Annotated in this window: 15 protein-coding genes; 8 read left to right on the top strand and 7 right to left on the bottom strand. The window is 50.9% G+C overall.

The window, feature by feature from the left end; all coding sequences use genetic code 11:
• Positions 1–118 precede the first annotated feature (118 nt).
• From AC2215_RS01720 to AC2215_RS01705, 4 genes are all read left to right on the top strand, one after another.
• Positions 119–4,513 carry a TIR domain-containing protein gene (locus AC2215_RS01720; RefSeq protein ID WP_486808222.1) on the top strand — a complete coding sequence of 1,465 codons (4,395 nt, stop codon included), beginning with the start codon at positions 119–121 and terminating at the stop codon, positions 4,511–4,513.
• Positions 4,514–4,946: 433 nt separating this feature from the next.
• Positions 4,947–6,374: a hypothetical protein gene (locus tag AC2215_RS01715; protein ID WP_486808221.1), complete on the top strand. Its 1,428-nt coding sequence runs from the start codon at positions 4,947–4,949 to the stop codon at positions 6,372–6,374.
• A gap of 68 nt (positions 6,375–6,442) precedes the next feature.
• Complete coding sequence (locus tag AC2215_RS01710; protein WP_486808220.1) at positions 6,443–7,780, top strand: DUF1822 family protein; 1,338 nt, start codon at positions 6,443–6,445, stop codon at positions 7,778–7,780.
• 202 nt (positions 7,781–7,982) lie between these two features.
• Entirely contained in the window at positions 7,983–9,032 is a 1,050-nt protein-coding gene (locus tag AC2215_RS01705) for a mandelate racemase/muconate lactonizing enzyme family protein (protein WP_486808219.1), read from the top strand.
• Here the strand turns inward: AC2215_RS01705 and AC2215_RS01700 are convergent.
• Positions 9,018–10,430 (bottom strand): isochorismate synthase, encoded by a 1,413-nt coding sequence (locus AC2215_RS01700; protein ID WP_486808218.1) that lies wholly within the window; start codon positions 10,428–10,430, stop codon positions 9,018–9,020. The genes AC2215_RS01705 and AC2215_RS01700 overlap by 15 nt on opposite strands.
• 324 nt (positions 10,431–10,754) lie before the next feature.
• Here AC2215_RS01700 and menA point away from each other — a divergent pair, with 324 nt between their 5' ends.
• A complete protein-coding gene (menA, locus tag AC2215_RS01695; RefSeq protein WP_486808217.1) occupies positions 10,755–11,690 on the top strand; it encodes a 2-carboxy-1,4-naphthoquinone phytyltransferase in 936 nt (311 codons plus the stop codon).
• 589 nt (positions 11,691–12,279) lie between these two features.
• On the opposite strand, the gene AC2215_RS01690 is transcribed toward menA, so the two are convergent.
• Together AC2215_RS01690 and rsmI are read right to left on the bottom strand one after the other, a co-directional pair.
• A complete protein-coding gene (locus AC2215_RS01690; protein WP_486808216.1) occupies positions 12,280–14,376 on the bottom strand; it encodes a mechanosensitive ion channel domain-containing protein in 2,097 nt (698 codons plus the stop codon).
• Between the two features lie 710 nt (positions 14,377–15,086).
• Positions 15,087–15,941: a 16S rRNA (cytidine(1402)-2'-O)-methyltransferase gene (rsmI, locus tag AC2215_RS01685; protein ID WP_486808215.1), complete on the bottom strand. Its 855-nt coding sequence runs from the start codon at positions 15,939–15,941 to the stop codon at positions 15,087–15,089.
• Between rsmI and AC2215_RS01680 the strand changes: the two genes are divergently transcribed.
• Both AC2215_RS01680 and AC2215_RS01675 read left to right on the top strand, forming a co-directional pair.
• A complete protein-coding gene (locus tag AC2215_RS01680) occupies positions 15,910–16,881 on the top strand; it encodes a sugar kinase (protein ID WP_486808214.1) in 972 nt (323 codons plus the stop codon). The two genes, rsmI and AC2215_RS01680, sit on opposite strands and share 32 nt — an antisense overlap.
• Before the next feature lie 548 nt (positions 16,882–17,429).
• The gene (locus AC2215_RS01675; RefSeq protein WP_486808213.1) at positions 17,430–18,362 is read left to right on the top strand and encodes an FkbM family methyltransferase; all 933 of its coding nucleotides are present in this window, start codon (positions 17,430–17,432) and stop codon (positions 18,360–18,362) included.
• A gap of 96 nt (positions 18,363–18,458) precedes the next feature.
• Here the strand turns inward: AC2215_RS01675 and AC2215_RS01670 are convergent, their stop codons facing one another.
• The 3 genes from AC2215_RS01670 to AC2215_RS01660 all read right to left on the bottom strand — a co-directional run bounded on the left by AC2215_RS01670 (position 18,459) and on the right by AC2215_RS01660 (position 22,884).
• The gene (locus tag AC2215_RS01670) at positions 18,459–19,295 is read right to left on the bottom strand and encodes a M28 family peptidase (RefSeq protein ID WP_486808212.1); all 837 of its coding nucleotides are present in this window, start codon (positions 19,293–19,295) and stop codon (positions 18,459–18,461) included.
• A 124-nt stretch (positions 19,296–19,419) separates the two neighbouring features.
• Positions 19,420–21,126 carry an ABC1 kinase family protein gene (locus tag AC2215_RS01665; protein ID WP_486808211.1) on the bottom strand — a complete coding sequence of 569 codons (1,707 nt, stop codon included), beginning with the start codon at positions 21,124–21,126 and terminating at the stop codon, positions 19,420–19,422.
• Between the two features lie 645 nt (positions 21,127–21,771).
• On the bottom strand, positions 21,772–22,884 hold the full coding sequence (locus AC2215_RS01660) for a DegT/DnrJ/EryC1/StrS family aminotransferase (protein WP_486808210.1): 1,113 nt from the start codon (positions 22,882–22,884) through the stop codon (positions 21,772–21,774).
• A gap of 360 nt (positions 22,885–23,244) precedes the next feature.
• Here AC2215_RS01660 and AC2215_RS01655 point away from each other — a divergent pair, with 360 nt between their 5' ends.
• On the top strand, positions 23,245–24,249 hold the full coding sequence (locus tag AC2215_RS01655; RefSeq protein ID WP_486808209.1) for a sirohydrochlorin chelatase: 1,005 nt from the start codon (positions 23,245–23,247) through the stop codon (positions 24,247–24,249).
• Between the two features lie 392 nt (positions 24,250–24,641).
• On the opposite strand, the gene AC2215_RS01650 is transcribed toward AC2215_RS01655, so the two are convergent.
• A complete protein-coding gene (locus tag AC2215_RS01650) occupies positions 24,642–25,502 on the bottom strand; it encodes a carbohydrate ABC transporter permease (protein ID WP_486808250.1) in 861 nt (286 codons plus the stop codon).
• Positions 25,503–25,775: the final 273 nt, after the last annotated feature.

Raw genomic sequence — 25,775 nt, 5'->3', positions numbered from 1 at the left:
CGTAAAGTTCAAGTATCGATCGGATAGTTTTAGCTAAAATCTAAAAAATCGACAAATATTAATATTTTCTCTCGTACTCAAAATTGCCTGTTACGATCGAGCGCTTGAATGATAACCGATGAAAGATACTTTTTTTTGGGATGCGTTTGTTTCTTACGGACGAGCAGATAGCCTGATTTTCTGTAAAAAACTATACGATCGCCTCCGAGAAACAGGATTGAAGATTTGGTTCGACCAAAATGATATTCCCTTCGGGGTGGATTTCCAGAATGAAATTGACGATGGCATCGAGAAATCTCATAACTTCCTATTCGTCATCGCCCCCCATTCGGTTAATTCTCCCTATTGTTTGAAGGAAATCGAACGGGCCGTTCGTCGCAACAAACGCATCATTCCGCTATTGCACGTCGAGGAAATTACCCGAGAAACTTGGCAGCAGCGAAACCCCCAAGGGACGGACGAGGAATGGGAGGCATACCAAGAAAAAGGGTTGCATTCGAGCTTTCCCAAGATGCACCCAACGATTGGCAAAATTAATTGGGTGTATTTTCGAGAGGGAATTGATGATTTCGAGAAATCCCTAGCCGACTTAATCGAACTTTTGCAGCGCGATCGAGATTATGTAGAACAACATACTCATTTACTTGCCAAGGCTTTAGAGTGGCAGCGCCAGGACAGAAAACACAGTAGTCTGTTAATCGCCGACGAGAAACAACAAGCGCAAGACTGGTTGAAACGCCGCTTCAAAAACCAGCAGCCCCCTTGTCTGCCCACGGATTTGCATTGCGAATATATTACCGAAAGTATCAAGAATGCCAATAACTTGATGACTCAGGTATTTATTGCCTATGCCGATGACGATAAGGCGACGATGGAGAAAATCCGCAACAGCTTGCGCCGAGAAAGTATTACCGTTTGGACGAATACGACGGATATTCATACCGGGGAAACCTTCGAGACGGCGATTCAACGGGGCATCGAACAGGCGGATAATATGGTTTACCTGCTCTCCCCCGATTCGGTCAACTCCTATTCAGCGCGCAAAGAATTGGAGATGGCTTTGTCGCTCAACAAGCGAATTATCCCCGTTCTCGTGCGAGAAACTCTCTCCCGACAGATTCCAGAGGGAGTGCGAGATTTACGGTATATCGACCTCACCGAAAACGTCAAAGAAGAGGACGATCTGCTCGATGAAAGCCAACTCTTGAAGACATTGCGCCGGGATGAAGCTTACTATCGCGAGCATAAGGTCTTGCTCGCCAAAGCCCTCAAATGGCAGCGACAAAGCGATAACCCGAGTATTTTGCTGCGGGGGTACAACCTGCGCAGTGCCGAAGCCTGGTTGAAGGTTGCCCCAACCCAAGCCAAAACCAAGGGGCTACGTCCGCCGACGGCGTTAATGGCAGAATTTATCGAGGCGAGTTTGCAGCAACCCCCGGCAGCATCTCTCGATGTGTTTGTGTCCTATTCTCGGGCGGATTCGGACTTTGCTCGGAAGCTCAACGACGAATTGCAACTTCAGGGAAAGACGACCTGGTTCGACCAAGAGAGTATTGCCACGGGGACGGATTTTGCTGCGGAGATTCGCCAGGGAATTCGCGCCTGCGATAACTTTTTGTTCGTCCTGTCGCCCCGTTCGGTGCAGTCGCCTTATTGCAAGGATGAGGTGGAGTATGCCGCATCGTTGAACAAGCGCTTCGTGACGGTACTGCATCGGCGGGTGGAAAAGGCTCATTTGCACCCTGAGTTAGCCAAGGTGCAATGGCTCGATTTTCAGGCCAACGATCGCGATTTTGATGCCAATTTTCGCCAATTGAGGCGCACCCTCGAAACCGATCGCGAACACCTGCGCAGCCATACGAAATGGACGCAGAGGGCGCTGGAGTGGGAGCAAAAAAATAAGACGAAAGATTTGCTCTTGCGCGGCAGCGAGTTGGTGGTGGCCCGAGATTGGTGGCGAGAGACGCAAGAGCAGAAGAAACAGCCTGCTGCGACGGCGTTACAGAAAGCGTATATTGCCAAAAGCGGCGGGCTGCAACGCCGCAATCGGCTGTTGCTGACGGGGGCAGTGGTAGGGGTGCTGGGGGTCGTGACGTTTTTGTGGTTGGACGCGCGACGGCAAGCCACCCAGGCCATCCTGCGCGAAAATGCCGCCCGCGTTCGGTTGTTGCTCCCCCTCGAACCCACAGAAGCCATGGTGCGGGCGATTCAAGCAACGGGCAAGAGTCGATCGTCTTTGTTTACTTCGCACGAGGTTCTCCCCCAGGTGCAGTCTAGTTTGCGCGATGCAATTGAGGTTGCGAGGGAACGCGATAGGCTCCCAGGGCATGAGGGTGGGGTCCTCTCCGTCTCCTTTAGCCCCGACGGCAACTACATCGTCAGTGGCGGTGGTGACGGGACCCTGCGGCTGTGGGACCGCCAGAGCAATGCCATCGGCGACCCTTTCATCGGGCATGAGGGTGGGGTCAGCTCCGTCACCTTTAGTCCTGATGGCAACCGCATCCTCAGTGGCGGTATTGACGAAACCGTGCGGCTGTGGGACCGCCAGGGCAATCCCGTTGGCGACCCTTTCAAAGGGCATGATTCTGGGGTTGTCTCCGTCGCCTTTAGCCCCGACGGCAGCCGCATCCTCAGTGGCGATATTTACGGAACACTGCGGCTGTGGGACAGCCAGGGCAATCCCGTTGGCGACACCCTCCAAGGGCATGGGGTTGTCTCCGTCGCTTTTAGCCCCGACGGCAACTACATCGTCAGTGGCAGTGGTGACGGAACCGTGCGGCTGTGGGACAGCCAGGGCAATCCCATCGGCGACCCCCTCATGGGGCATGAGTATGCGATCTACTCCATCGCCTTTAGCCCCGACGGCAACTACATCGTCAGTGGCGGTGGTGACGGGACCGTGCGGCTGTGGGACCGCCAGGGCAATGCCATCGGCGACCCTTTCAAAGGGCATGATTCTGGGGTTGTCTCCGTCGCCTTTAGCCCCGACGGCAACCGCATCCTCAGTGGCGATATTTACGGAACACTGTGGCTGTGGGATGCCCAGGGCCATGCCATCGGCTCTCCTTTCAAAGGGCATGATTCTGGGGTTGTCTCCGTCGCCTTTAGCCCTGACGGCAACTACATCCTCAGTGGCGGTCGTGACGGAACGGTGCGGCTGTGGGACAGCCAGGGCAATCCCATCGGCTCTCCTTTCATCGGGCATCGGGGTGTGGTCTTCTCCGTCGCCTTTAGCCCCGACGGCAACCGCATCCTCAGTGGCGCAGAAGACGGAACCGTGCGGCTGTGGGATGCCCAGGGCAATCCCATCGGCTCTCCTTTCATCGGGCATCGGGGTGTGGTCTTCTCCGTCGCCTTTAGCCCCGACGGCAACCGCATCCTCAGTGGCGGTATTGACGGGACGGTGCGGCTGTGGGACCGCCAGGGCAATGCCATCGGCGACCCTTTCAAAGGGCATGATTCTGGGGTTGTCTCCGTCGCCTTTAGCCCCGATGGCAACCGCATCCTCAGTGGCGGTGGTGACGGAACCGTGCGGCTGTGGGATGCCCAGGGCCATGCCATCGGCGACCCTTTCATCGGGCATCGGGGTGTGGTCTTCTCCGTCGCCTTTAGCCCTGATGGCAACTACATCCTCAGTGGCGGTCGTGACGGAACCGTGCGGCTGTGGGACCGCCAGGGTCATGCCATCGGCGACCCCCTCCAAGGGCATGAGTATGGGGTCAGGTCTGTCACCTTTAGCCCCAATGGCAGCCGCATCGTCAGTGGCGCAGAAGACGGAACGGTGCGGCTGTGGCGGGGTGGCACTTGGCAGAGTTGGATGGGGGTGGCGTGCGATCGATTAATCGCCCATCCGGTCTTGGTTACTCCGGAAACGCTGTTGGGTGAGGATTCTGAAACCCTGAAAATTGCCCGAGATGCTGCCCAAATCTGTCAAAATTCAGTGTGGAACGATACCCAAAATGCCGAATTCCTGGCGAGTCGAGGTCGAGCGATCGCCCGAGAGGGAGATGTCCGGGGGGCGATGGCACAGTTCCGAGAAGCCCGAAAACTATCTGCCAGCATTGACGTGCCATCGGAAGAGGAAGTGGGATGGTGGGCTGCTGGCGGTCTGGCGAACAAAGGCGAGCAACTCGTCCGGGACGGTAACGTTGGGGAAGCCTTAGAGGCTTACCGCGAGGCGCAAGCTTTAAAACCCACCTGGAAACTGTACGCCAAATCTTGGAATACCCTCTGTCGGTATGGCAGTTTGCACGGAGAACCCGCCGAGGTGATGTTTGCTTGCGAAAATGCCCTCGAACTCGCGCCCAACAATGGTGACTTTCGGGAGAGTCGCGGGCTGGTCAGGGCGCTAACGGGGGATACGGCTGGGGCGATCGAGGATTTTCAGGCGTATATTGACTCGACGGATTCGGAGGAGGGCAAAAAACAACGGCAAGACTGGATCGAGGCTCTGAAGAAGGGCGAGAATCCGTTTACGGAGGAGGCGATTGAGAGCTTGTTGCGGGAACGATGAATAATTAACGCCATGTGCAACTTGTTGATCCAAAACCTAACAATAGGAAGGGAACGGGGAACGGGGAATGGGGAACGGGGAACGGGGGATTTTTCGACTCGCTTGCCATATGATTTGACCTAAAGTTGCACACCGCGTAATTAACAATGAATAATGGCTCGGTTGCAACGCGATGTCCCCTTGTATCCGAAGAGGGCAAAGCATTTGGATTTGTTAAGTTTCGTTTTACCCAGAATTTATCGCTCAAATGCTTGTGCCCCTACAAGCTGCCCTATTTTTAATTGTTCGTTACTCTTCCCCTTGTCCCCTTGTCCCCTTGTCCCCTTGTCCCCGTTCCCCATTCCCCATTCCCCATAAAAAGTGCATAAGTCCCGATCGCCCAGAAATACGTACTGAGTGAGGGATGAGATAATCGAAGCGAAAAATGCTACTAGTGCAACGTGACATAGATATGGGAACTGCATCGAAATATTGGACGCTCGTGAGGCTCGATGCTTCGGGAGGATGCAGAACGGAAGACGTGCGGTCGGCCAAAGACTTTTTTTTCGAGCAATTTCCGCAATGGGGACAATCCCAAACGGAATCCCCAGAGCTGTCGGATCTCCAAATCCAACGCCACCTGCTCGACGAAGCGCGAGTTGGCAACTCTCTGATGGCTCAATGGTGTTTGCGCTGTTTTATCTCCCATCAAATTCACCGCGTTTGCCAACAACTCGCCGAGCAATTCGGTCGAGAGCGCGGGTTTGGGGAGCGCGACTTGTTGCCGTTGGTTCTCGATGATGTCCCGCCATCCTTCCAATCCAACAGTTCCTATCGATCCCTTGCCGCTCGGATTTTACAGACCTTTCAACCCGAACGTGCCGGGTTATCCACCTGGACGGCGAGGTTGGTGAAGCGTCACCCGGAACTGACTCGATTTTTGCTCGATCGAGGTATCTATCTGATTAGCGATTGGGCGATTTTAAATGATACGAAGCTGACTCAATTGCGGCGCATTTTTGCGGACTTTTACAATTTATCCAAAATCGAAGTCCAAGATCGCTGCAATCTCCTCGATTGCTATCACAACGTTTATCGATTGCAACGTATCGAGCAACGTCAGTCTGGTTTATGTCTACCCCCCACCCGAGTTCAGTTAGAGGAAATGTGCGATCGACTCGATCGCGCTTTCGGACAACGAAAATCTCCAGAAGAGGTGATGGAGCGATTGCAGAAAATGGCTCAGGGACTGCGACAATATCGAATTTACGTTCGTGTCGGTAAGCCCAAAACAGATTCCTTGGATCGATCGGATATTAACTGGCAAGTTCGGGCGATACCCACCCAGGAGGTTGACAATGGGGCAAATCGAGAGCGAAATGCATTTTTAAGCGCCTACCGCACTGATTTCGAGGGCTGTTTGGATCGAGCGGTCGAACAAGTCGTTCAAGCTCGCCTCGGTCGCAAACCGCGCAAAAACGCTCCCACCCCCGAACAGTTCGTCACGGCATTGCACATGTTTCACTGCGAGGGAAAATCCATGAGCGAAATTGCCGAGTCCGTCGGTCTCGACGCTCAGTATAAGGTGTCGCGAATGCTCAAGCTGAAAAACTTTCGAGCGGACGTGCGCCAGCAAATGTTGGTGAAGTTACTCAAACAAGTACTCGATCGCGCGAGCATTTATACCGATGCCGATCGACTTTCGGCAGCCGAATCCCAGGTGGAGGGAGTTTTGAGCGAACAAATCGACACCCAAATCGAGCAAGCGGCCAAAGAAGCCAGCCTTCCCCACGCTCGCCCGACGAAAAGCTTATTTGCTCGTCGCCTGTGCCATTACCTCAAACAAATTGACGCTTGCGAATCCCAACGCTGCGAGTGTTAGCATTCGACGCACGATAATTTCCGACCTCAGACCCGATTTTCACAGCCACGACGACGGAGTTACCCCAGATGATGTTCCACAGTACTCGCCACGACGATTTGTTATTCGATTTCGAGACCTTTTCTGAAGCGCTATCTCTAGCCACCATCGACTTCGAACCCAAGGAAATCGATCGCGCCGCTCAACAGAGCCGATCGATTGCCGAACCAGATGCTCGGTGGCAAACTTATCTCAATGCTTTAGCCCGTTGTTCCGTCGAACAATGGTTGTTGGAAAGAGCGCCGGAATTATCCCTCGAATTCGATACTCGGTTCGAGCCGGAATATACCCCGTTGCTCTCGTCGGCGAGTTACGGGCGAGTGGGTGACTTTACCCTTTGCGTTCTGGCAATGGGCAACTCCATCGATGAAGAAATTTCGATTCCCAGAGCCGCCATCGAACTGCCGGAATTTGCCGCTCATTTCTACATTGCCGTCGAAGTTTGCGAAGAATACGAACAAGCCATCGTCCGGGGGGTTTTACAAGGCGATCGATTGCAAAGCTCTCAGTGGAGGGAGGGTGTAGAACTCGAAGAAGATTGGACGTACTCCCTACCCCTGTCGGAGTTCGATCTCGATGGCGATCGCCTGTTGCTGAACCTGCGCTGTTTGGAACCGACGGCGATCGCTCTGCCAGAAGTCCCCCAGCGTCGCACGCTCCATCCCCGCCAGCGCGCTCAACTCGTCCGCATCGCCTCGGAATTGCCCGCGAGCGATCGACCCTGGTGGCAGATTCTGAATTGGGAAGATGCGATCGCCCTACTTACCTATCCAGATGTCTTAGTCCCCGTTTCTACCGTGGCTGCCGAGACCCCTCGGGTGTCTGCCGAATCGCCGCTCGTCAATGTAGCCGCATGGCTGCGGGACGAACTCGATCGATGGGCTCAAGAGGCGGCCTGGGTGCTGTTACCCTCTCTGACCCTTTCCCCAGCCCCGATGCTTCGTTCTCAGGCTCTGATGCGCGATGCCGTCTCGGATTTAGAATCGATGCTGCAAACCCTGCAACGGGAGAAACGAATGGCGATTTCCCCTCAAGCTCGCGGCGCTTATCAGGATTTCCAACTGGCGGATGTTTCCGTACGCTTGTATGCCGTCACCTGGGAAATTCCCCTGAATACTGGAGAGTCGGAATGGGCGCTACTGTTAATTTTGGCGGGTCAACCCAATACAACCTTGCCCCAGGGCGTAACCTTGCAAGTGAGCGACGAAACGGATATCTTAGTTCGACGTACCCTCGCAGAAGATAATAGCGTTCTCTACACTCAAGTTCTCGGAGCCTGGGATGAACGGTTTGGGGTCAAAATCGGTCTGGCGAGCGGAGAAACGCTAACATTGCCCCAGTTCGGTTTCCGCAGCGATCGCACTTAGGGGGAGCAGGGAGACAAGGGGACAAGGGGACAAGGAGACAAGGAGACAAGGAGACAAGGGGACAAGGGAGATGAATTGTCCTAACACCCGGTTACCCTCTCTCCGCATCTTTCCCCATTCCCCATTCCCCATTCCCCATTCCCCACACCCCATTCCCCATGACTGAAAATGTGTAATGGTACTAAGCGCGCGCCTACGATAGATGTTTACTTTTTATCCTCTAACACTTAAATTAGCTCGCCCTTATCAGTGGGCGTGGGGAAGCCATGCCACCAAGTACGGTGTCATTGTTGCGGTTGCCAGAGAAGCCGAAAAACCGATCGGCTGGGGTGAAATTGCTCCTGCTCCTCATGTTATTTTCGATCCCCAAAAAGTCATCGAGGAGCTGAGGGTACTCACCAGGGGTCTCGATCCTTTCGACTCCGCGTTCGTTGACAAACTAGACGAACGCTCCTGTGACTCGCGATTGCGAAATGGTCTCGTGAGTGCCGTTCTAAGTGCTAGAGCCACCGAGAAAAACGTACCGCTGGCGGATTTTATCGCCAGTTCGAGATGTTTTAGAAGCGTCAAAATCAACGGTTATCTCGAAGCCGTCGATCCAGAACCCGCGATCGAACGAGTGGGGGGTTTACTCGAAAAAGGGATCGAAGTTGTCAAGATAAAATGTTCGGGCGATATCAAAGCGGACTTCGAGCGCGTTGCGGCCGTTTCGAGAACGTTTCCCACCCTTCGACTGCGACTCGATCCCAATGGAGCCTGGGACAAGAGTGACTGCACGGCCACCTTTAAACAGTTTCAACAATTTCCGATCGAGTACGTTGAAGAACCCATACCCATCCAAAACAATCTCGATCTTCTCCGGGAACTGCGAAAAATCATCCCGATCGCCGCAGATCGCTGGGGGAATACGAAAACCGAACTCGAAGCAATTCTCAAAGCACGAGCCGTCGATCGTCTCGTTCTCAAGTCGCAGATAATGGGAGGACCCGATCGAACATACGCACTCGCCTCCTATGCTGCGGCGCAGGGACTCAACTGTGTCATCACAGCGAGTCTGGAAACCCTGGTCGGGATTACCGTTGCGCTTCACTGTGCGGCGGCGCTACCGAGCAATAACGACGCACACGGTCTTTACCTATGGGACTACATTCAACCCAATGTATGGGAAGTACCCGAGGTCGCGAATGGTACGATCCCTCTTCCGGTAGAACCTGGACTTGGATTTCAACCGTCTATCTCAAGTCCCAACTAGGGTGTTGAGCAGGGCCTGAAACTTCATTTGAATTTCTGCAAGTTCTTTGTTGGGGTCGGAACCGGCTACAATTCCCGCTCCAGCGTAGAGTCTAGCCTGACACCCTTCAATTAAAGCCGATCGAATCCCGACGACGAACTCGCTATTCCCCCGACTGTCGATCCAACCGAGCGGCGCAGCATAGAGAGCGCGATCGAAGGTTTCGTAACGGCGAATCTCTTCACAGGCAACGGTGCGCGGCGCACCGGCAACGGCGGGGGTAGGGTGCAGGCAAGCAACGATTTCCAGGGGATGAATGTTGGCAGGAACGGCGGCGCGAATGGGAGTCCACAGATGCTGGATGTTGGAGAGTTGCAGCAGTCGCATTGGGGCGATGGGTTCGGGTTCGAGGCCCAAACGATGCAGGTGACGGAGAGTGAAATCGAGGACGACTTGATGCTCGTGTTGTTCTTTCGGACTCGAGAGCAGTTGGTTGGCAAAGGCAGCATCTTCGGTGGGGGTAGTTCCGCGTGGCGCAGACCCGGCAAGGGCATCGGTGGTGAGTTGCCGATCTCGAATTTCGATCGAGCGTTCCGGACTCGCACCGATGAAGTGGGTGCCCCGACCGTTGCTGGTTGAGAAAATATAGCAGTCTCGATAGTTGCGGCGCAACCGATCCAGGGAGGGCACGATCTCGAAAGGGGTAGAAGCGGTAATATCGATGGCGTGGGAGAGAACGATTTTCTGAAACCGCTCGCTTTTGATGGATTCTAAGGCGGAACTGACGGAGTTTTGGAACGAGAGGAAGTTTCTCAAATCCCATTGATATTCTTGGGGGATGTTCGGAGAGCCGATCTCCCCTGCCATGGCACGAATGTGTTGCAGGTGATGCCAGGTTTGTTGGGCGACGAGTTGAGTGCGGGTGCGCTCGTCTACGGTCAGGTTAGCGACGATTATCGAACGACGATCGTCTCGCGCGATTTGCCAGCGCGGTAAAAAAATCGTGGCCGGTGGAAAAGGGGAGTTCGATGGATCGGGGCGATCGAAAAAAGTCAGACTGCAAAAAAAATGAGGCCCGCTAAAGGGTCGATCGAGATCGCCGATGGTAATTGTATCTTGCAAACAAGACTCGATAAACTCTCGCGCTCTCTCAAATCTTCGAGAACCTTGAATCCAACGATGGGCAACGGAATCAAGGGCAGCGATCGCCGTCTTTTTTTCGGGATTTTCTACGTAAAATTGAAGTTGTTTTTTTCCTTGAAGTTTTTGGAAAACTGTGAGGGGATCGAGGGTGGGGACTTCCCAAGAAATACTGACATGTTGAAGTCGATTTTTTTTGAGAGAAATGTCTTGACAATGCAAGAGAAACTGTTGGAGTTCCTGGCAGTCTTGAAAAAAATTGGTGGGTGTTACTGGCATGAAATCAGAAATCTTAAAATATAATAAGTTTCCTTGACTATTGAGAGTGAGTATTTTAAAGAACAATTAGGCAAAAAGTTCGGCAATCCAATGTCAGTTCTCGGGTTCGATCGCTGACAATTACGACCGAGTGCTTCCAGCCGCGACCTATTTCGGGTAAACTCGATCGAAAGGTCTAGATTTAGTTTAAAGTAACTAGACAAAGACGAGTCCGTTGCTAGAAGAGTCTTGCCGATCGTGGTTTTAAATCGAGTGCGTTCTCTCACCGGTCTGATGGCAAACCCTATTGATAAATTTTAGAGTAATTAGGTCGGGGTTAGGTCAATGAATGAAGCTCAAAGGGTAACTCAATCCGCATCCCCTAGTTCTGCAAAGTTGTGGATGGCAGCCATTAAGCCACCCATGTATAGCGTGGCGGTGATGCCAATTTGGGTGGGAACGGCGCTGGCGATCGCTCAAACCGGTCAGTTTAAAACCGGGATATTTTCCACGTTTTTGAGTGGAGCCGTTGCGATTTTAGCGTGGCTAAATTTAAGTAATGATGTCTTCGACTCGGAAACGGGAATCGATAAAAATAAAGCTCATTCGATTGTCAATTTGACGGGAAACAAATCGTTGATTTTCGGTTTGGCAAACTTATTTTTAGCTTTGGGTATTTTGGGAATTGTGGCAATATCTTGGTGGCAGCAAGATCCGACAGTATTGGCAATTGTAATTTTGTGTTGCGCTCTCGGCTATACCTATCAAGGACCACCCTTTCGTTTGGGGTATCAGGGTTTAGGGGAAATTATCTGCTTTTTCACCTTCGGACCTTTAGCCGTCGCCGCCGCTTATTACAGTCAAACCCAATCCTGGTCGGCTGTGGGTGAGATGGGTTTCTTGCCAATCGCGATCGCCTCGGTTTTCATCGGCATCACCACGAGTTTAATCCTCTTTTGTTCCCATTTCCACCAGGTGGAAGACGATTTAGCCGCCGGAAAGCGATCGCCCATCGTCCGTTTGGGAACAGCAACCGGCGCGAAATTACTGCCTGGGTTGAGTGGGTTTCCCTTTGGGGCGATCGCGAGCTCGGTTGCATTCGGAATTTTGCCCCCATGGACGCTGCTAACGTTTGTCAGCTTACCCTTTGCCATTCACCTGTGCCGTCACGTCGGGGCGAACCACGACAAACCCCAACAGGTGAGTAATTGTAAGTTTATCGCCGTCCGGTTGCATTTTTTCAGCGGTCTGCTGCTGGGATTGGGACTGGTTGTGGGATGAGTGATACGTGGGTGTCTGTTCGATGTGACTTGAGGTCTGGAGAGTTCGATCGATATAGCGTTACGCAAGTCCGTTAGGACATTCAGAAAAATTGCTCCACACCCCGAGGGGAATACAGAGATAGTCGTGTCAAACGCACATTTGCGTAGTGCTATATCCCTAAGCTTCGGATAAATTGGGAAACCCGAGGTGCTTGTGTCGCAAGGTTTTACTGGAGTTTAGACAAAATCTCGATCTAACCGGCTACAAGCCTTACGGGGTAAGCGTTTTAGTTTTTCGATCGTTCCCTCACTCGTTCAACTCTCAAATCGTCTCGGGATAAGGGTTTGAGCGTTTGAGCGATTAAATTTGTCTAAACTCCAAGTATTAGCTGAGCGATCCCAAGATGGGCACAAAAAAACGTCGGGGCCAACAAGTGTTGACCCCGATTTTTAGACTCTTGATATTGCAATATTCATTCAGGGTAGGGAGATCTCGTGGTTGCGATGGTTAGCAACTGGAGTTGAGACTCAACAACTCGATCGCCCTAATACGCTTGAATATGGCTACCTGTCACCTTCGCGCACATCCCGAAGTACACATCGGTTACCTATTCCACGGCATCAGATGCTGGCAATTTCAAAGATGAGACTTGAGTGTCTTGGGCTCCATTTTCAGGAAGCTGAGAAAGCTTAATCTCTTGCTGAGGAGCGGCCAACTCAATATCTAGATCCGCCAGAAGCTCTTGCAACATCTTGAGCAAATCGACATACACAGACCAATAGCCATCGGTCTTCGTCCATGCCGATAGACCGATCCCGATATAGTAGTCATATTGAGCGCTCCAGGGAAAAGAACCCGGAGCGGGATTTTTTAGCACCTTGGGATGGGAAGCAGCGACTTCGTTCCATGCAGATAGCAGTCGATCGAGATCTTCGGTGAACTTAATGTTAATGGATAGATAGATCTTGCGAATATCTGAATGGGTGTGGTTTTTAATATCACTTCCCCAAACGGTATTATTCGGTAGAGTCACGATATCCCCTCCGAAAGTTTTCAGTTTAGTACTCGCCAGGGAAATCGAATCTACGTAAGCCCAGTAGCCCGCGACGCTAACTTCGTCACCCACGTCAAAGGGTTTATTGATCAACAACATCAGACCACTGGCAAAATTACCCAGGTTGCTTTGCAGGGCAAACGCCAACACGAAACTCGCCCCCCCAACCAAGGCTAAAACTGGACCTAAGCTAACCCCGAGGGATGCGAGTGCTAGCAGCACACCGACAACGAGAATCCCACGGTTGACCACCATGACGAGAAAGTTGCGAAAGAGAATCGAGATTCCACCGACTTTCTCGAGAACGCGATTGGTGACCTTGGATAGATAGTGAGACAGCACCGCTGCGGCAATCAAAATACCGATGCATTTTGCTAAACTCAAGCCCACGCGGATACCACCTTCTTCCGATTTGAGCCAACTGACGAGTCGAACCCCCAAGCCCTCAGTATCGGTGATGTCAAGCTCAATACCACTGACTGCATCAACATATTTACGATAGGATGCAGTATCGCCGCCTCTCTCCTCTAAGGCATCTAGAATAATGTTAAAGCGATCGACAATCGCGACCCGATCGCCTTGCAACTCCGTCACTTTGACGAGCAGTTCTTCCTTTAAGTTGCCCTCAGTTTCTGCAACCGCTTCGAGCTGCTTGACGGCTTCTTCGAGTTGCTCTTCGGAGACCTCCCCCGCGCCATTTGCAGCATCCTCAGCTTGCGCTTCTACCGCTTCGAGATCGGTGGCGATCTCTTCGAGGGTACCTTCAGTGTCCTCCGATTCAACGGCTCCCTCTGGGGTTGCCGATGGCGCTAAAGGGGAATCTGGGAAGGTTCCTGCCGCCTGAATTACCTTGTTTCTGGCTTCCTCGACGGTTTTCGAGAATTCTTGAAATTCTGCAGATCCCGGGACTGCACTTTCTAAATCGGCTTCAGCTGTTTCGAAGTCGATAAAAGCCAGCTCTAAAGTCTCAATTTGTTCCGTGAGAGCATCGTACTCTTGCGAGGTAACATCAAGCTCATCTCTTTGAGTGAGAGCATCCTCTAAAACTTCTCGCGCAGTGGTAATCTTCTCAGCGATTTCGGCTTCTTCGATCGTTTCTTTTAACGCTTCATCTTCCTGAAGGTCTTCCCCTGTCTCTACAGCAGCTTTCAACGTTTGTTGGGCTTCGAGCAGAACTCGTTTGGCTTCTTCTAGCTCTTTCGTGGCTTTCTCGTGTTCGGGCGTTCCCGAGGAAGTCTTGGCCAGAGCGCTTTCTGCTTGTTTGAGTTGATCTTGAGCATCTTCAATCGTTGTGGCCGCTTCTTCTTTTAATTCAATTGCGAAATCTTCGCGCTTAATGGCAATCTCTGTTTGAGTGATGTCTTTGACTTTATCTTGAAGTAGAAGTAGCCATGCTGCTGCTTCTGTTTGCAGCTCTTCAACCGTTAAAGGTTTGACCAATAACTCTAATTGATCGAGGGGGATGCTGAGATTGTCTACGGTAACAGCCGCTGATGGATCGACATCGCCAACGATTGTAGATTCAATTAAAATCGACTCCCCTTCAGCTTCTCCTTCTTGAGCTAGCCCAGGAGGACTAAACATCATACAAACAGAAATAATACCGGTTGCGATAACCGATCGAATGCTGACAGAAATTACTTTACTCATTACAGCAATATTGATTTACACAGACAAAATGTTCTAGACCTGCGAATTCTACAAGTCTAGATGTATAGACATACAACCCAATTGTTACCTAACCCATACCCAAGCCGGGTCGACTATCAACTCTCAATTCGTGAGAATATTCATCAGTTCTATCGAGAATCGCTCATGAAGACGATCGTGCAAATGGAGGTTAGAGAGAAGATTCCACTGTGGATAACGTGCACCCTAGGAAACTGACTGTGTAAGCAGATACCCAAAAAAATAATCCGTCAACCGAACACTCTGATTCCACCATTTTTTTAAATTTACGCATCATCTCGATTCAATACTATCCAGACTCAATTCAGTTTCTAGATGCTATTTGAATCGGGATACTTAGGGATGAAAGCGTACATTATACGTCATTGTATAGGAGGTGCTATCAGTTACATCTAATAGCCTTTGTTGGTAAGGTTTAGATGAAAGCCATAACCCATGACCGTTCGCGGATATACAGCTTACGGACGATAGACCTTAGCAATGGTAATAAAGAGTGTAGCAGAGCATCAGCCAGAAGTTATAAGTGTTCAGACAGACTAGATTACCTAGCTGTGTAATATCCATTTGCAGTTATTCAAACAGTTAAACTCGTCAAGCTAGTCAACTATTTACACGATACTATATTCAGTACGATCTTGTCTTTCCGGAAGCCAAAAGTGAGGGACACATCATCATTTCAATTCAAACTCGATCGCCAAGGCAATTTCGTAGAGTTCCCGACGGGAATGGGCAGTACGGTGGGCGAGTTGGCGGCTAGCTTGCGATCGGGAAATTCCTTGTTCCATCAGGGCTTTCAACTCTTCAACGATCGCTGTTTCCGATAAGGTGGGTAAAGTCGGCGTTGCCCCAGCCACCACCAGGGTAAACTCTCCTTGGGGCGTTTTATCGGTATAGTAGGCGATCGCCTCAGCGATACTGCCCCGCCAAAATTCTTCGTGAAGTTTGGTTAACTCCCGTCCGATGGCAAGATGGCGATCTCCTCCCAGGGTTTTCCCTAAATCTTCTAGGGTCTGGCGCAAACGGTGGGGAGCTTCGTATAAAATTAGGGTGCAAGTTTGGGATTTGAGAATTTCGAGCCGTGCGGAGCGGGTTTTGTTTTTGGTGGGCAAAAAGCCCTCGAAGAAAAAGCGATCGGTGGCAATCCCCGACGCACTCAAGGCAGTAATACACGCACTCGCACCGGGAATAGGAATCGTCGCCACCCCCGCTTCGGCACAGGCTTTAACGAGTTCGTAACCCGGATCGGAAATCCCCGGCATTCCCGCATCCGTCACCAGGGCGATGCCTTCTCCGGCTAATAACCGATCGACCAATTGGGGAATTCGCTGCTGTCGGTTGTGTTCGTGATAGGCGATTTGCGGCGTGGCGATTTGGAAGTGTTTGAGGAGTTTGCCCGTGTGGCGGGTATCTTCAGCGGCGATCGCATCCACCTCTCCCAACACCCGCACTGCCCGAAAGGTGATATCTTCCAGATTGCCGATGGGGGTGCCGACGATGTATAACGAACCAGCAGCGTTCTCTTGCATGATGAAAACGGGTTTATTTGTGGGATCGATTACCCTGGATTTTGTTTATCTCGTCGGGCAGTTTCCCAGTGCCAACCAAAAAGTTGTCGCCTCCGATCGCACTATAGCAGCCGGCGGTCCCGCCACCAACGCAGCGGTGGCATTTTCTGCTTTGGGAAATCGAGGAACGGCGATGGGGGTGTTGGGATGCCATCCGATTGCGGAATTGATTCGATCGGATTTGGCAAATTGTGGGGTAGACATTGTCGATTTGCAACCCGATCGCCCCGATCCGCCAACGGTTGCCTCGATCGTGGTGACGGCATCGACGGGAGAGCGAGCGGTGATTTCAACGAAGATTGCCACCCCGCAACATTCTGGCGATTTGCTCTTGTCAAACCCTTCTCAAAATACTCAAACCGATATACTTGAGCGGATTGATGTCATTCTCATCGACGGGCATCAAATGGAAGTCAGCGAGGCGATCGCCCAACAAGCCAAAAAGCAGGGGATTCCGGTAGTTATCGATGGGGGTAGTTGGAAACCGGGGTTCGAGCGAGTTTTACGTTGGGCGGACTATGCCATTTGTTCGGCAAACTTTTTGCCACCGAACTGCTCGAAAAGCTCTAATTTAAATCATCGCCAAAAACGGGAATACATTTTTACTTATTTACAAAATATAGGCATTCCTCACATCGCAATTACCGATGGAGAAAACCCAATTAAAGCCTGGACTCAAGGTCAAGAATTGAAAGTTAATGTTCCTCAAATTAAAGCGGTCGATACTCTAGGTGCGGGAGATATTTTTCACGGTGCATTTTGTCATTATATTTTGCGGCAAAAATTTGATAAAGCTCTCAAAAGTTCAGCTCGAATTGCTGCGGATTCGTGCGAGAGCTTCGGGACTCGAAATTGGATCGAATTGAGAGACCGGAAATCCGGTGAGGTGGAAAATCATTGAATTTCGATTTCGCTCGATGAATTCAATAATTCTGATGCCAACGAAGCAACTTCCATGAGCGATCGCAACCCTAGATGGCGATACTCTCACTCGCGATACTCAAAACACCTCAATCCCGCATTACCCTAATGAAGCAGTTGAATTTCTCTGATGCTGGGTCACATATTAATCCGTTGAAATGAACTAGAATATTGGATTTTTAGAAAATACTTCGCGATTTCAGAGTGAGAGTTGTCAACACTAAAAATTGCCGGTAATTTCAACGATATAGAGTTTCGAAAAATCTCCGTAAATCTACATATAAAAAATAAATATTTTAGAAAAGATCGAGCAAAAATACTGAACTCAATCTGGATTTACGAGCCATACAATGAAATAGAGATAGATTCACAATCGGTTGGCTCTAATGATGAGACGTGAAGCTTGTTTTTGAGTTAAGGCAGTTTCTCATCGTTTGACTTATTTGAATAAAACTCAAGAGGATTAATTTTCCCAAGAAAAATTCGGGTTGCATTTTCTTGCAAGCATAAAAAATCTCATTAAACGTCATGCAGAATACCTTGCAATTCTCGCCAGTTTCACCGGCAAATTTCGGGTTAAGAGCCATTCAAAGCCTAACGCGACGGCTGCCGATCGAAAAAGGTTTATATCGAATTACCAATCATTCTCTGGTTCAAAATTTGTTACCCACCGATCGTACTCAATGTATCGCTCGGTTAGATACGGGCATTTCGATCGAAGTCGATCTGCGTGACTATAACGGTCGGATGCTGTATCTATTTGGGACGATCGATCCAAAAATTGTCAAGATTTGCCGCGCTCTGTTGCAACCGGGGGACACATTTCTCGATATTGGAGCCAATCACGGCTCGGTCGGATTGCTCTGTCGCGAGGCCGTGGGGGATGAAGGAAGCGTCCATCTTTTCGAGCCGCAGCCAGACTTGTGCGAGCGGATTAAAGGGGCGATGGAAGGCTGTGACAGCCATCGGGTTCAGTTGCACCCCATCGGTTTAATGGATCGCGACGATACCATCGAAATGTGCTTGTCTCGGGAGCATTCAGGGAAGGCTAGCTTTATTTTAAATGAAGAGGATGCAGAAGCGAAGGTGCTGCTACAGGTGAAAAATCTGGCTACCTACCTCCCTCCATTGATTGGGGAGCGACCCTTTGGGGCGAAAATTGACGTGGAAGGAGCCGAACCCCATTTATTGCCGTGGCTGATGCAACAAGACCAACTGCGGTTTTTAGTGTTTGAAAACAAGTACCTTCAAGAGCGATCGCAACTGTTCGAAGCCCTCACTCGCCATGGTTTCGTTCTGTTTGGCATTGGGGATGAGTGGTTGCAGACTTACTTGCATCGCGCGCGGGATACCCAGTGCGCCTATCACGATGTCGTTGCCGTTCGCACATCGACACCACCAGGCGATCGTCTCAGTGTCGATACCTTGCAAGAATGGGTGATGAATCGCGATCGTCGCTGACAGATGACTAAACAGATTAGAAATCTGGAGGAAAAGGGGGGATAAGTCTACTCGCTCACCACCCTTTCGAGTGCAAAAAGAGCGCACACCGCGTTATTACGAAAGATGTCGCAATCCAGCGATCGCCCCCCGACACACCCCCGTGAGAAAATCTAAATCTAGGGTTTCGAGGCGATCGCTTTTTTGATGGTAGTGGGGATTGCGCAGAAATGACGTATCCGTGAGCATCATCCCCCGATATCCCCGATCCCAAAACGGCGCGTGGTCGCTGCGTCGCGTGTCGGGAACCCATTTTCCGGCGTTGGGAACGGGTAAAATCTCGCAAGGGGTTCCCTCCCGACGCATTCGTTTGCGCAGCCGCAGCAAATCTCCCAAGGATGATGGGTTACCGATGAAGATAATATAATCTCCCCGATCGGGATAAAAATACTTCAAACCGGGGGGATAGTTTTGGGAGTTGGGGCGGCGATCGCAATACCCCAGCATCTCTAGAGATAACATCAGCCGCAACGGTTGCTTTTCTTCAACTAAGGTTTGGGCGTAGGCAGTACTCCCCAGCAAGCCGTATTCTTCAAGATCGAACGCCACCAACCGAACGGGATAGGAGATTGCCTCCGTTGCAAATGCCCGTGCCATCTCCAGCAAAACGGCAACCCCCGTGGCGTTGTCGTCTGCCCCCGGCGTTCCGGGAACCCCATCATAATGCGCTCCCACCAAAATTGGCGGTTTACCGGTATCGCGGGTTGCTGGTAAATCCAAAATTAGGTTTTGATGAACCTTACCCCGCACTTCAAACTCGTGGGTGGAGACACTCCCCCATTTGGCTAAAGCGTCGCGCACGTATTCCCGAACAAAGAAATGACCCCCAGAAGCCAGGTAGGGATCGCGTTCGCGAACAAGTTGTCTTAAATGAGCGTGAAGCCGTTCTTTCACGATTGATGTAACGTCAGGCGCAGGTTGATACAGTTTCGGGGGGTGGGGTGTCGGGTGTCGGGAAAATTAATCTCCCTTGTCCCCTTGTCCCCTTGTCCCCTTGTCCTCCTTGTCTCCCCCTCCCCTACTTCTGCTCGAAGCTATTCAAAGCAGCCACGGACGGTAAGAAAGAAGCAGCACGTTGGGCTGAGAATTCGGCGATCGCATCGATAGCAACGTTCCAGAGGCGATCGGGTTGTACCTCATCTTTGACTAATTCCCACAATCGCCGCACTTCTGCCCCGTGAAGGCGATCGTCTTCCGTGAGGGCTAACAGCAATTGGCGGCGCAAATACTGACCTTCTTCGGAAAAGAGATATTGAATGCCTAATTGGGCAGTAGGGAGCAAATCGAAGTTATTATCCGATCGGGCGATTGAAATTAAGTTCTCCAACCGTTCCCACTGGAATTTCCCATCTTTGAACAAGACATCCAGCAGTCGGCGGCGCAGTTGGGGGGATTCTCCCGTCAGCAACCGTCGGGCGATGTAAGGATAGCCGATATCGACGATTTTGAAGTCGGGATTGAGACTCAGGGCCAGACCTTCTTGCGTCACCACCGATCGAATAATCAGGGCGAACTTCGCCGGCACGCGGAAGGGATACTCGTACATCAACTCCGAAAAGCGATCGGTCACAGTTTTGAAGTTGAAGTCCCGCACGCTTTGCCCCATCATATCCCCCAACACCTCTTCCAAGGCGGGAACGATGGGCATGATATCGGTGTCGGGGGTGAGGAATCCCAGTTTGACGAAATCGGCGGCTAAATCCTGGTAATCTCGATTAATCAGGTGAACTAAAGCATCCACTAGATTTTCTTTCATCGACTCTTCGAGCTGATCCATCATCCCGAAGTCGATGTACGCCATTTGCCCCTCCCCAGTGGCAAACAAATTCCCCGGATGGGGGTCGGCGTGGAAAAAGCCATGTTCGAGGAGTTGTTGCAACCCGCTGGTAACCCCCACTTCGATGACGGCATTGGGATCGACACCCACCTTGTCCCAATCGAGGTTCCCCGTCAGCTTGTGTCCTTCGATCCATTCGAGGGTTAACACCCGCATACTCGAATAGCGCCAGTAAATAGCGGGAACCTTGACGCGAGGGTTATCGCTGAAGTTAGCAGCAAATTTCTCGGCGTTGCGCCCTTCGTTGAGGTAGTCGATTTCTTCAAAGAGTTTGATGCCGAACTCATCGACAATTAACTCTAGATCGTGACCTAAATTCAGGGGCAGGAAGCGACCAAAATTCTTTGCCCCCCAGCGAATCAGGTATAAATCGAGGGTGAGGGTGGGTTTGAGGTTAGGTCGCTGTACTTTAACGGCGACATCCTCCCCACTGTGGAGTCGGGCGCGGTATACTTGAGCCAGACTTGCCGCAGCTAGGGGTGTTGGAGAAATTTCGCTGTAGAGTTCGTCGAGCGATCGCCCTAACTCTTTTTCGATGGTGTATCGGGCTAAGTCGTTATCGAAAGCGGGCAGTCGATCTTGTAGCTTAATCAACTCGTCGAGAAAATCCTGACGGATTAGGTCCGGGCGGGTGGAGAGGGCTTGCCCAACTTTAATAAATGTCGGTCCGAGATGGGTGAGGACATCCCGCAGTTGTTCGGCCCGCTTCGATGAGTTGCGTCCGGCGCGATCGAACAGTTCGTCCCCCAACCAACCCAACACAAAACTTGCCGCTACCCAAAAAACGGTCACCGCTCGCCAGATTACTTTCCAGGGACGACGCCGATAGTAACGGGCGATGGCATCGGCATCGTAGTATCTGAGTTGAGCGAAGAAATCTGAATTCACGCTGACGTTTGCCTCTGTTTCGTGTTGATAAATGTAATTTCTTGACTATCGAGCCGTTTAATGCGCTCTTCTTTTTTTATAGATATACCCTACTAAGTTTCTGGGGTAGTATGACTTTCTCTTAATGAAAGTATACAAAACTACAGAAAGACAGAGGAAGGATTTCGGGAAAATTTTAGATTTGGGCGATCGCTCCGTCTCCCAAGTCTTTCATGTCTGGGTGATTTCAATTCCATTCGAGAATTTGAAATTCGATCGGAGAGCTGTTGAGTTCGATCGCCATCGATTTCCAGGCAAACTGTCTTCCAGAATACCCGATTTCCCTCAACATTTTTGCAAAATGTAAACCTAACCCGACGGCAGTTGTCAGCGATCGTTAACGTCATTTCGGGATCGGACAGTTACCGGCGAGGGTAGGGTGTGGGGTGTAGGGAAGTTGGTTCCAAGTCGCTAGATCGAAGATCGATTGCCTCAACCCACATCGCTTTCACGCGACCCACATCCCCGGCAATAGTAATGACCTTAGAGTCGGCATTACCACCTGCGAGTTCACCCAAACTGAGGTAAGAAAACTAACCCCTTTTCAGCAGCCTCAACTTCCCCATTTCGCCGGCATCGACAAAATGCCCTTGCAATCTTTTTCCCTTACACAGAAAGGGTTTGGGCGATGCAAGCCGCAACGTACTGTTGTTCTTCTAGGGTAAGTTCTGGGAACATGGGCAGGGAGAGAACTTCTTGGCAAATGCGTTCGACGACGGGAAGCTGTCCGGGGGAGTAGCCTAAGTCGCCATAGACCGGTTGCAGGTGCAGGGGGACGGGATAGTAGAGACCCGTACCGATGCCATGTTTCGAGAGTCGATCTCGGAGTCGATCGCGATCTCGTACGACCCGAATCGTATACTGGTTCCAGACGCTGCACCCGCCATCGAGTTCCTGGGGTAACAGTATATCGGCAACTTCCCCGAGCAAGTCTTGGTATCGCTCGGCAACCATTTGCCGCGCCTGGTTCCACTTATCGAGATAGGGCAACTTTTCGAGCAAAATAACTGCTTGTAGGGCATCGAGGCGGCTGTTGACACCGATCGCCTCATGATAGTAGCGTTGAGTGGCTCCGTGGTTTTTCAGAACGCGCATTTTCTCGGCCAGCGCTCGATCGTTCGTCGTCACCGCACCGCCATCGCCGAACGCCCCCAAATTTTTGGTGGGGAAGAAGCTGAAACAACCCACCTGTCCGATACTACCCACGGGTCGATCGTTCCATCTTGCGCCAGTGGCTTGAGCGCAATCTTCAATAACGGCTAAATTGCGCGATCGAGCAATTTCCATCACCCGCGTCATATTTACCGGTTGACCGAATAAGTGGACGGGGAGAATTGCCTTTGTCCGAGGAGTAATTGCGGCTTCGAGATGCTCGACGTTGAAGTTAAAGGTATCTGCTTCAATATCCACGAATACGGGAGTCGCACCCACCGCACTAATGACTTCTGCCGTGGCAAAGAAGGTAAAGGGGGTGGTAATGACTTCATCGCCAGGACCGATATCGAGCGCTCTCAGGGCCAGAAATAAGGCATCGGTACCGGAGTTGCAAGAGACGCACTCGCCGACACCCACGAACTGGGCAAACTGACCCTCAAAATCCGAGACGGCAGAACCGCCGATATAACGACCGGAAGATAGCACCGACTGCACCGCTGATTCGATCGCCACGCCAACAGACTGGTACTGCCGTGCCAAGTCAATGGGGGGAATATTCTTCACTCTACACACACCAAAATTCATGTATAGACATAGGATAATCTACCCAGTGGCGATCGGGGAGACGGGAGGCAGGGGAGGCCGGGAAAGCAGGGGAAGCAGGGGGAGCTAAACTACTGCGAGTTTCTCCCAATTCCGAACTCCATATTCCAAACCCGTGTTACGTTTAATGTCTCCCGAGCGCCCTGAAGGGGATTCTGCGGATAAGATAGCTGTTGCATTGCGGGGAAACTCCGGTGTGAAGCCTCCGGCTGTGCGGCAGCTGCGATCGAGGTCAAAACTCCAAAATCCTCGGAGCCAGAATACTCGCAATAGCAATATCGTTCCTTTTGACTTCCTGCCTCGCACGGGAAGAGAACATCTATGCAAGTTCAAACTGCACGACCTTCAACTCAAGCTTCCGACGCCACACTCGTACTCCCGCCACTCCCGATCCAACGTCCTCTTCTCGCCATCGGCCACGGTACTCGAGATCGCGACGGACGGCAGACGTTTATGGATTTTGTCGAAGCCTATCAAAATCTCGATCGGTCTCGTCCGGTGGTTCCATGCTTCCTCGAACTCACCGAACCCACGATTCAAGAAGGAATCGATCGCTGTGTGGAACAGGGGTATACGGAATTTTCAGCCCTTCCCATCCTACTGTTTGCGGCGCGGCACAATAAATTCGACGTCACCAACGAACTCGATTTGGCCCGGCAGCGTCATCCCCAACTCAAATTCCATTACGGCCGCCATTTCGGCATCACCCCCCACTTGCTGGATTTGTGGCGGCAGCGCCTCGCCGAATTTGACAAACCCGAAGCCAACCCCCAACACATCGATCGATCTGACACGGTACTCTTATTTGTGGGTCGGGGTTCGAGCGATCCCGATGCCAACGGCGACGTGTTCAAAATGGCGCGGATGCTGTGGGAAGGTAGCGGCTACAAAACCGTAGAAACCTGCTTCATCGGCATTACCCACCCCCGCCTGGAAGAAGGGTTCCGCCGCGCTCGCTTTTACGAACCGAAACGGATTATTGTTTTGCCCTATTTCCTGTTTACGGGGGTGTTGGTGAAGAAGATTTTCCGCATCACCGACGAACAGCAGGCGCAATTCCCCGAGATTGAGATGACTTGTCTGCCGGAAATCGGCATCGTTCCCCAACTGCTAGAAGTGGTGCGCGATCGGGAAATTGAAACCCAACTCGGACAGGTGCAAATGAACTGCGAAATGTGCAAGTTCCGTCAGGCATTTAAAGCCGAAGGTCACAGTCACGGCCATCACCACCATCACCATCACGACGGACACCATCACCACCATACCCCCGTCGATCCCTACGCCGATCCGGTGAAATACCACGATCGCATCTGGCAAGCACCGTAATTTTGAATGCGGAATGCGGAATTCGGAATTTCCGCTTCGGTGCAATTTTTTTCGCGGTCTTAGATTGAAATCATTTGAGAAACAACGAATTTGAATATTCCAGTCAATTGCGATGCAGAATCGAGAGTTTTAGACTGTAATTTGCACCGAAGTTGGAATTTATAGCATTTTTATCAATGAATAAACTCTTGGTATTGGTGGGCAGTTTTTTGTGCGGAGGTTGCACTATTATACAAGTGATTGAACTGCCCACCCTACAAATTAATACTGTAGGGGTCAACGGCCGTTGACCCGGACCCGATTCACGAAGACTAAACCTGAATCTTTGGTGTCCTAACTGCAATGCGCTTAGCTATACAAACAGTCTATATCAACTTGCTTTTTGTGCAATGTCACCCTTTCACTGCACCAGCCGTTAAACCTTGAACAATTTTCTTTTGAAAAAATAGCACCAATAAAACCAGGGGAAATGTTCCTAAAACTGTCGCGGCTGCAATCGTTCCGTAGGGAATTTCAAAGACTGAAGAACCGCCAATTTGTGCTGCGGCAACGGGAATCGTTTTTAAGTCTTCTAACGTAATAAAAGTCAGGGCGAAGATAAACTCATTCCACGCAAAAATGAAGGTGAGAATTCCCGTCGTTACCAATGCGGGAAGAGTCATGGGAAGCACGATTTGTTGTAACATCTGAACGGTGTTATACCCATCGACCCGTGCTGAATCTTCCAAATCTCTGGGAAGCTGCTGAAAAAAGCTCCGCATGACGAGAATTGTGAGGGGAAGGTTAATCGCAGTATAGGGGATAATTAACGCTAAAAAGTTATTCCCTAATCCAGCGGCTTTGACAAGTTCTAGCAGTCCGAGAAAGAGGAGAATATAAGGAAATAAGGTAATCACCAATACGGCGGCAAGAATCAGATTTTCTCCCTTGAGTCGCAATCGCGCTAAGGCATAGGCGGCTGGAGAACCCAGCGTCAAACATAAAATTGTGGAAGTTAGAGATACAAAAGCGCTATTCAACATATAGCTGAAAAACGGACGACGCTCGAAGAGTTCGGTATAGTGGCTGAGGGTGAGTTGGCCGGGAGCGGGAATATAAACGTTAGGTAGGGCAACGATCGCCTCGTTGGTTTTAATGGATGTGAGGAATTGCCAGAGAATCGGGGCGAGGCTAAAAAGAATGACCAGGGCAACGGCGATCGGAAAAATCAGACTGCGCGGATTAAATGAGTTATCTCGCTCGCTCGAATTCATTTTATTTGACGTCATAAGAATTGAGTTTGTTTGATTTTGTAAGAAGTATGATGAAGCCGATTTAAATTGATTGAAACCTCAAACTAATTTCTATTTCACCTATTCTAAAATAATTGGCTCTAACCCATCTTCAAGTTTTTTGGATAAGTTGTAACGACCGATCGAGCTGGAAAACGATCGTGCCAACACCGCCCAGAATTATCCCCGATGATGTGGCAACCCGACACCCAAATCCCCCGTCACCAGAGATCGTAGAGTGCGATCGCCCCTAAA

The sequence above is a fragment of the Zarconia sp. genome, assembly GCF_057467645.1.
This window is presented reverse-complemented; position numbering and strand designations above follow the sequence as displayed.

Coding starts and splice junctions, on each gene's coding strand:
- AC2215_RS01720 (WP_486808222.1), top strand. CDS start 119: ATGAAAGATACTTTTTTTTGGGATGCGTTTGTTTCTTACGGACGAGCA.
- AC2215_RS01710 (WP_486808220.1), top strand. CDS start 6,443: ATGATGTTCCACAGTACTCGCCACGACGATTTGTTATTCGATTTCGAG.
- AC2215_RS01680 (WP_486808214.1), top strand. CDS start 15,910: ATGTATAACGAACCAGCAGCGTTCTCTTGCATGATGAAAACGGGTTTA.
- rsmI (WP_486808215.1), bottom strand. CDS start 15,941: ATGCAAGAGAACGCTGCTGGTTCGTTATACATCGTCGGCACCCCCATC.
- AC2215_RS01655 (WP_486808209.1), top strand. CDS start 23,245: ATGCAAGTTCAAACTGCACGACCTTCAACTCAAGCTTCCGACGCCACA.
- AC2215_RS01650 (WP_486808250.1), bottom strand. CDS start 25,502: ATGAATTCGAGCGAGCGAGATAACTCATTTAATCCGCGCAGTCTGATT.
- menA (WP_486808217.1), top strand. CDS start 10,755: ATGAATGAAGCTCAAAGGGTAACTCAATCCGCATCCCCTAGTTCTGCA.
- AC2215_RS01690 (WP_486808216.1), bottom strand. CDS start 14,376: ATGAGTAAAGTAATTTCTGTCAGCATTCGATCGGTTATCGCAACCGGT.
- AC2215_RS01705 (WP_486808219.1), top strand. CDS start 7,983: ATGTTTACTTTTTATCCTCTAACACTTAAATTAGCTCGCCCTTATCAG.
- AC2215_RS01675 (WP_486808213.1), top strand. CDS start 17,430: ATGCAGAATACCTTGCAATTCTCGCCAGTTTCACCGGCAAATTTCGGG.
- AC2215_RS01700 (WP_486808218.1), bottom strand. CDS start 10,430: ATGCCAGTAACACCCACCAATTTTTTTCAAGACTGCCAGGAACTCCAA.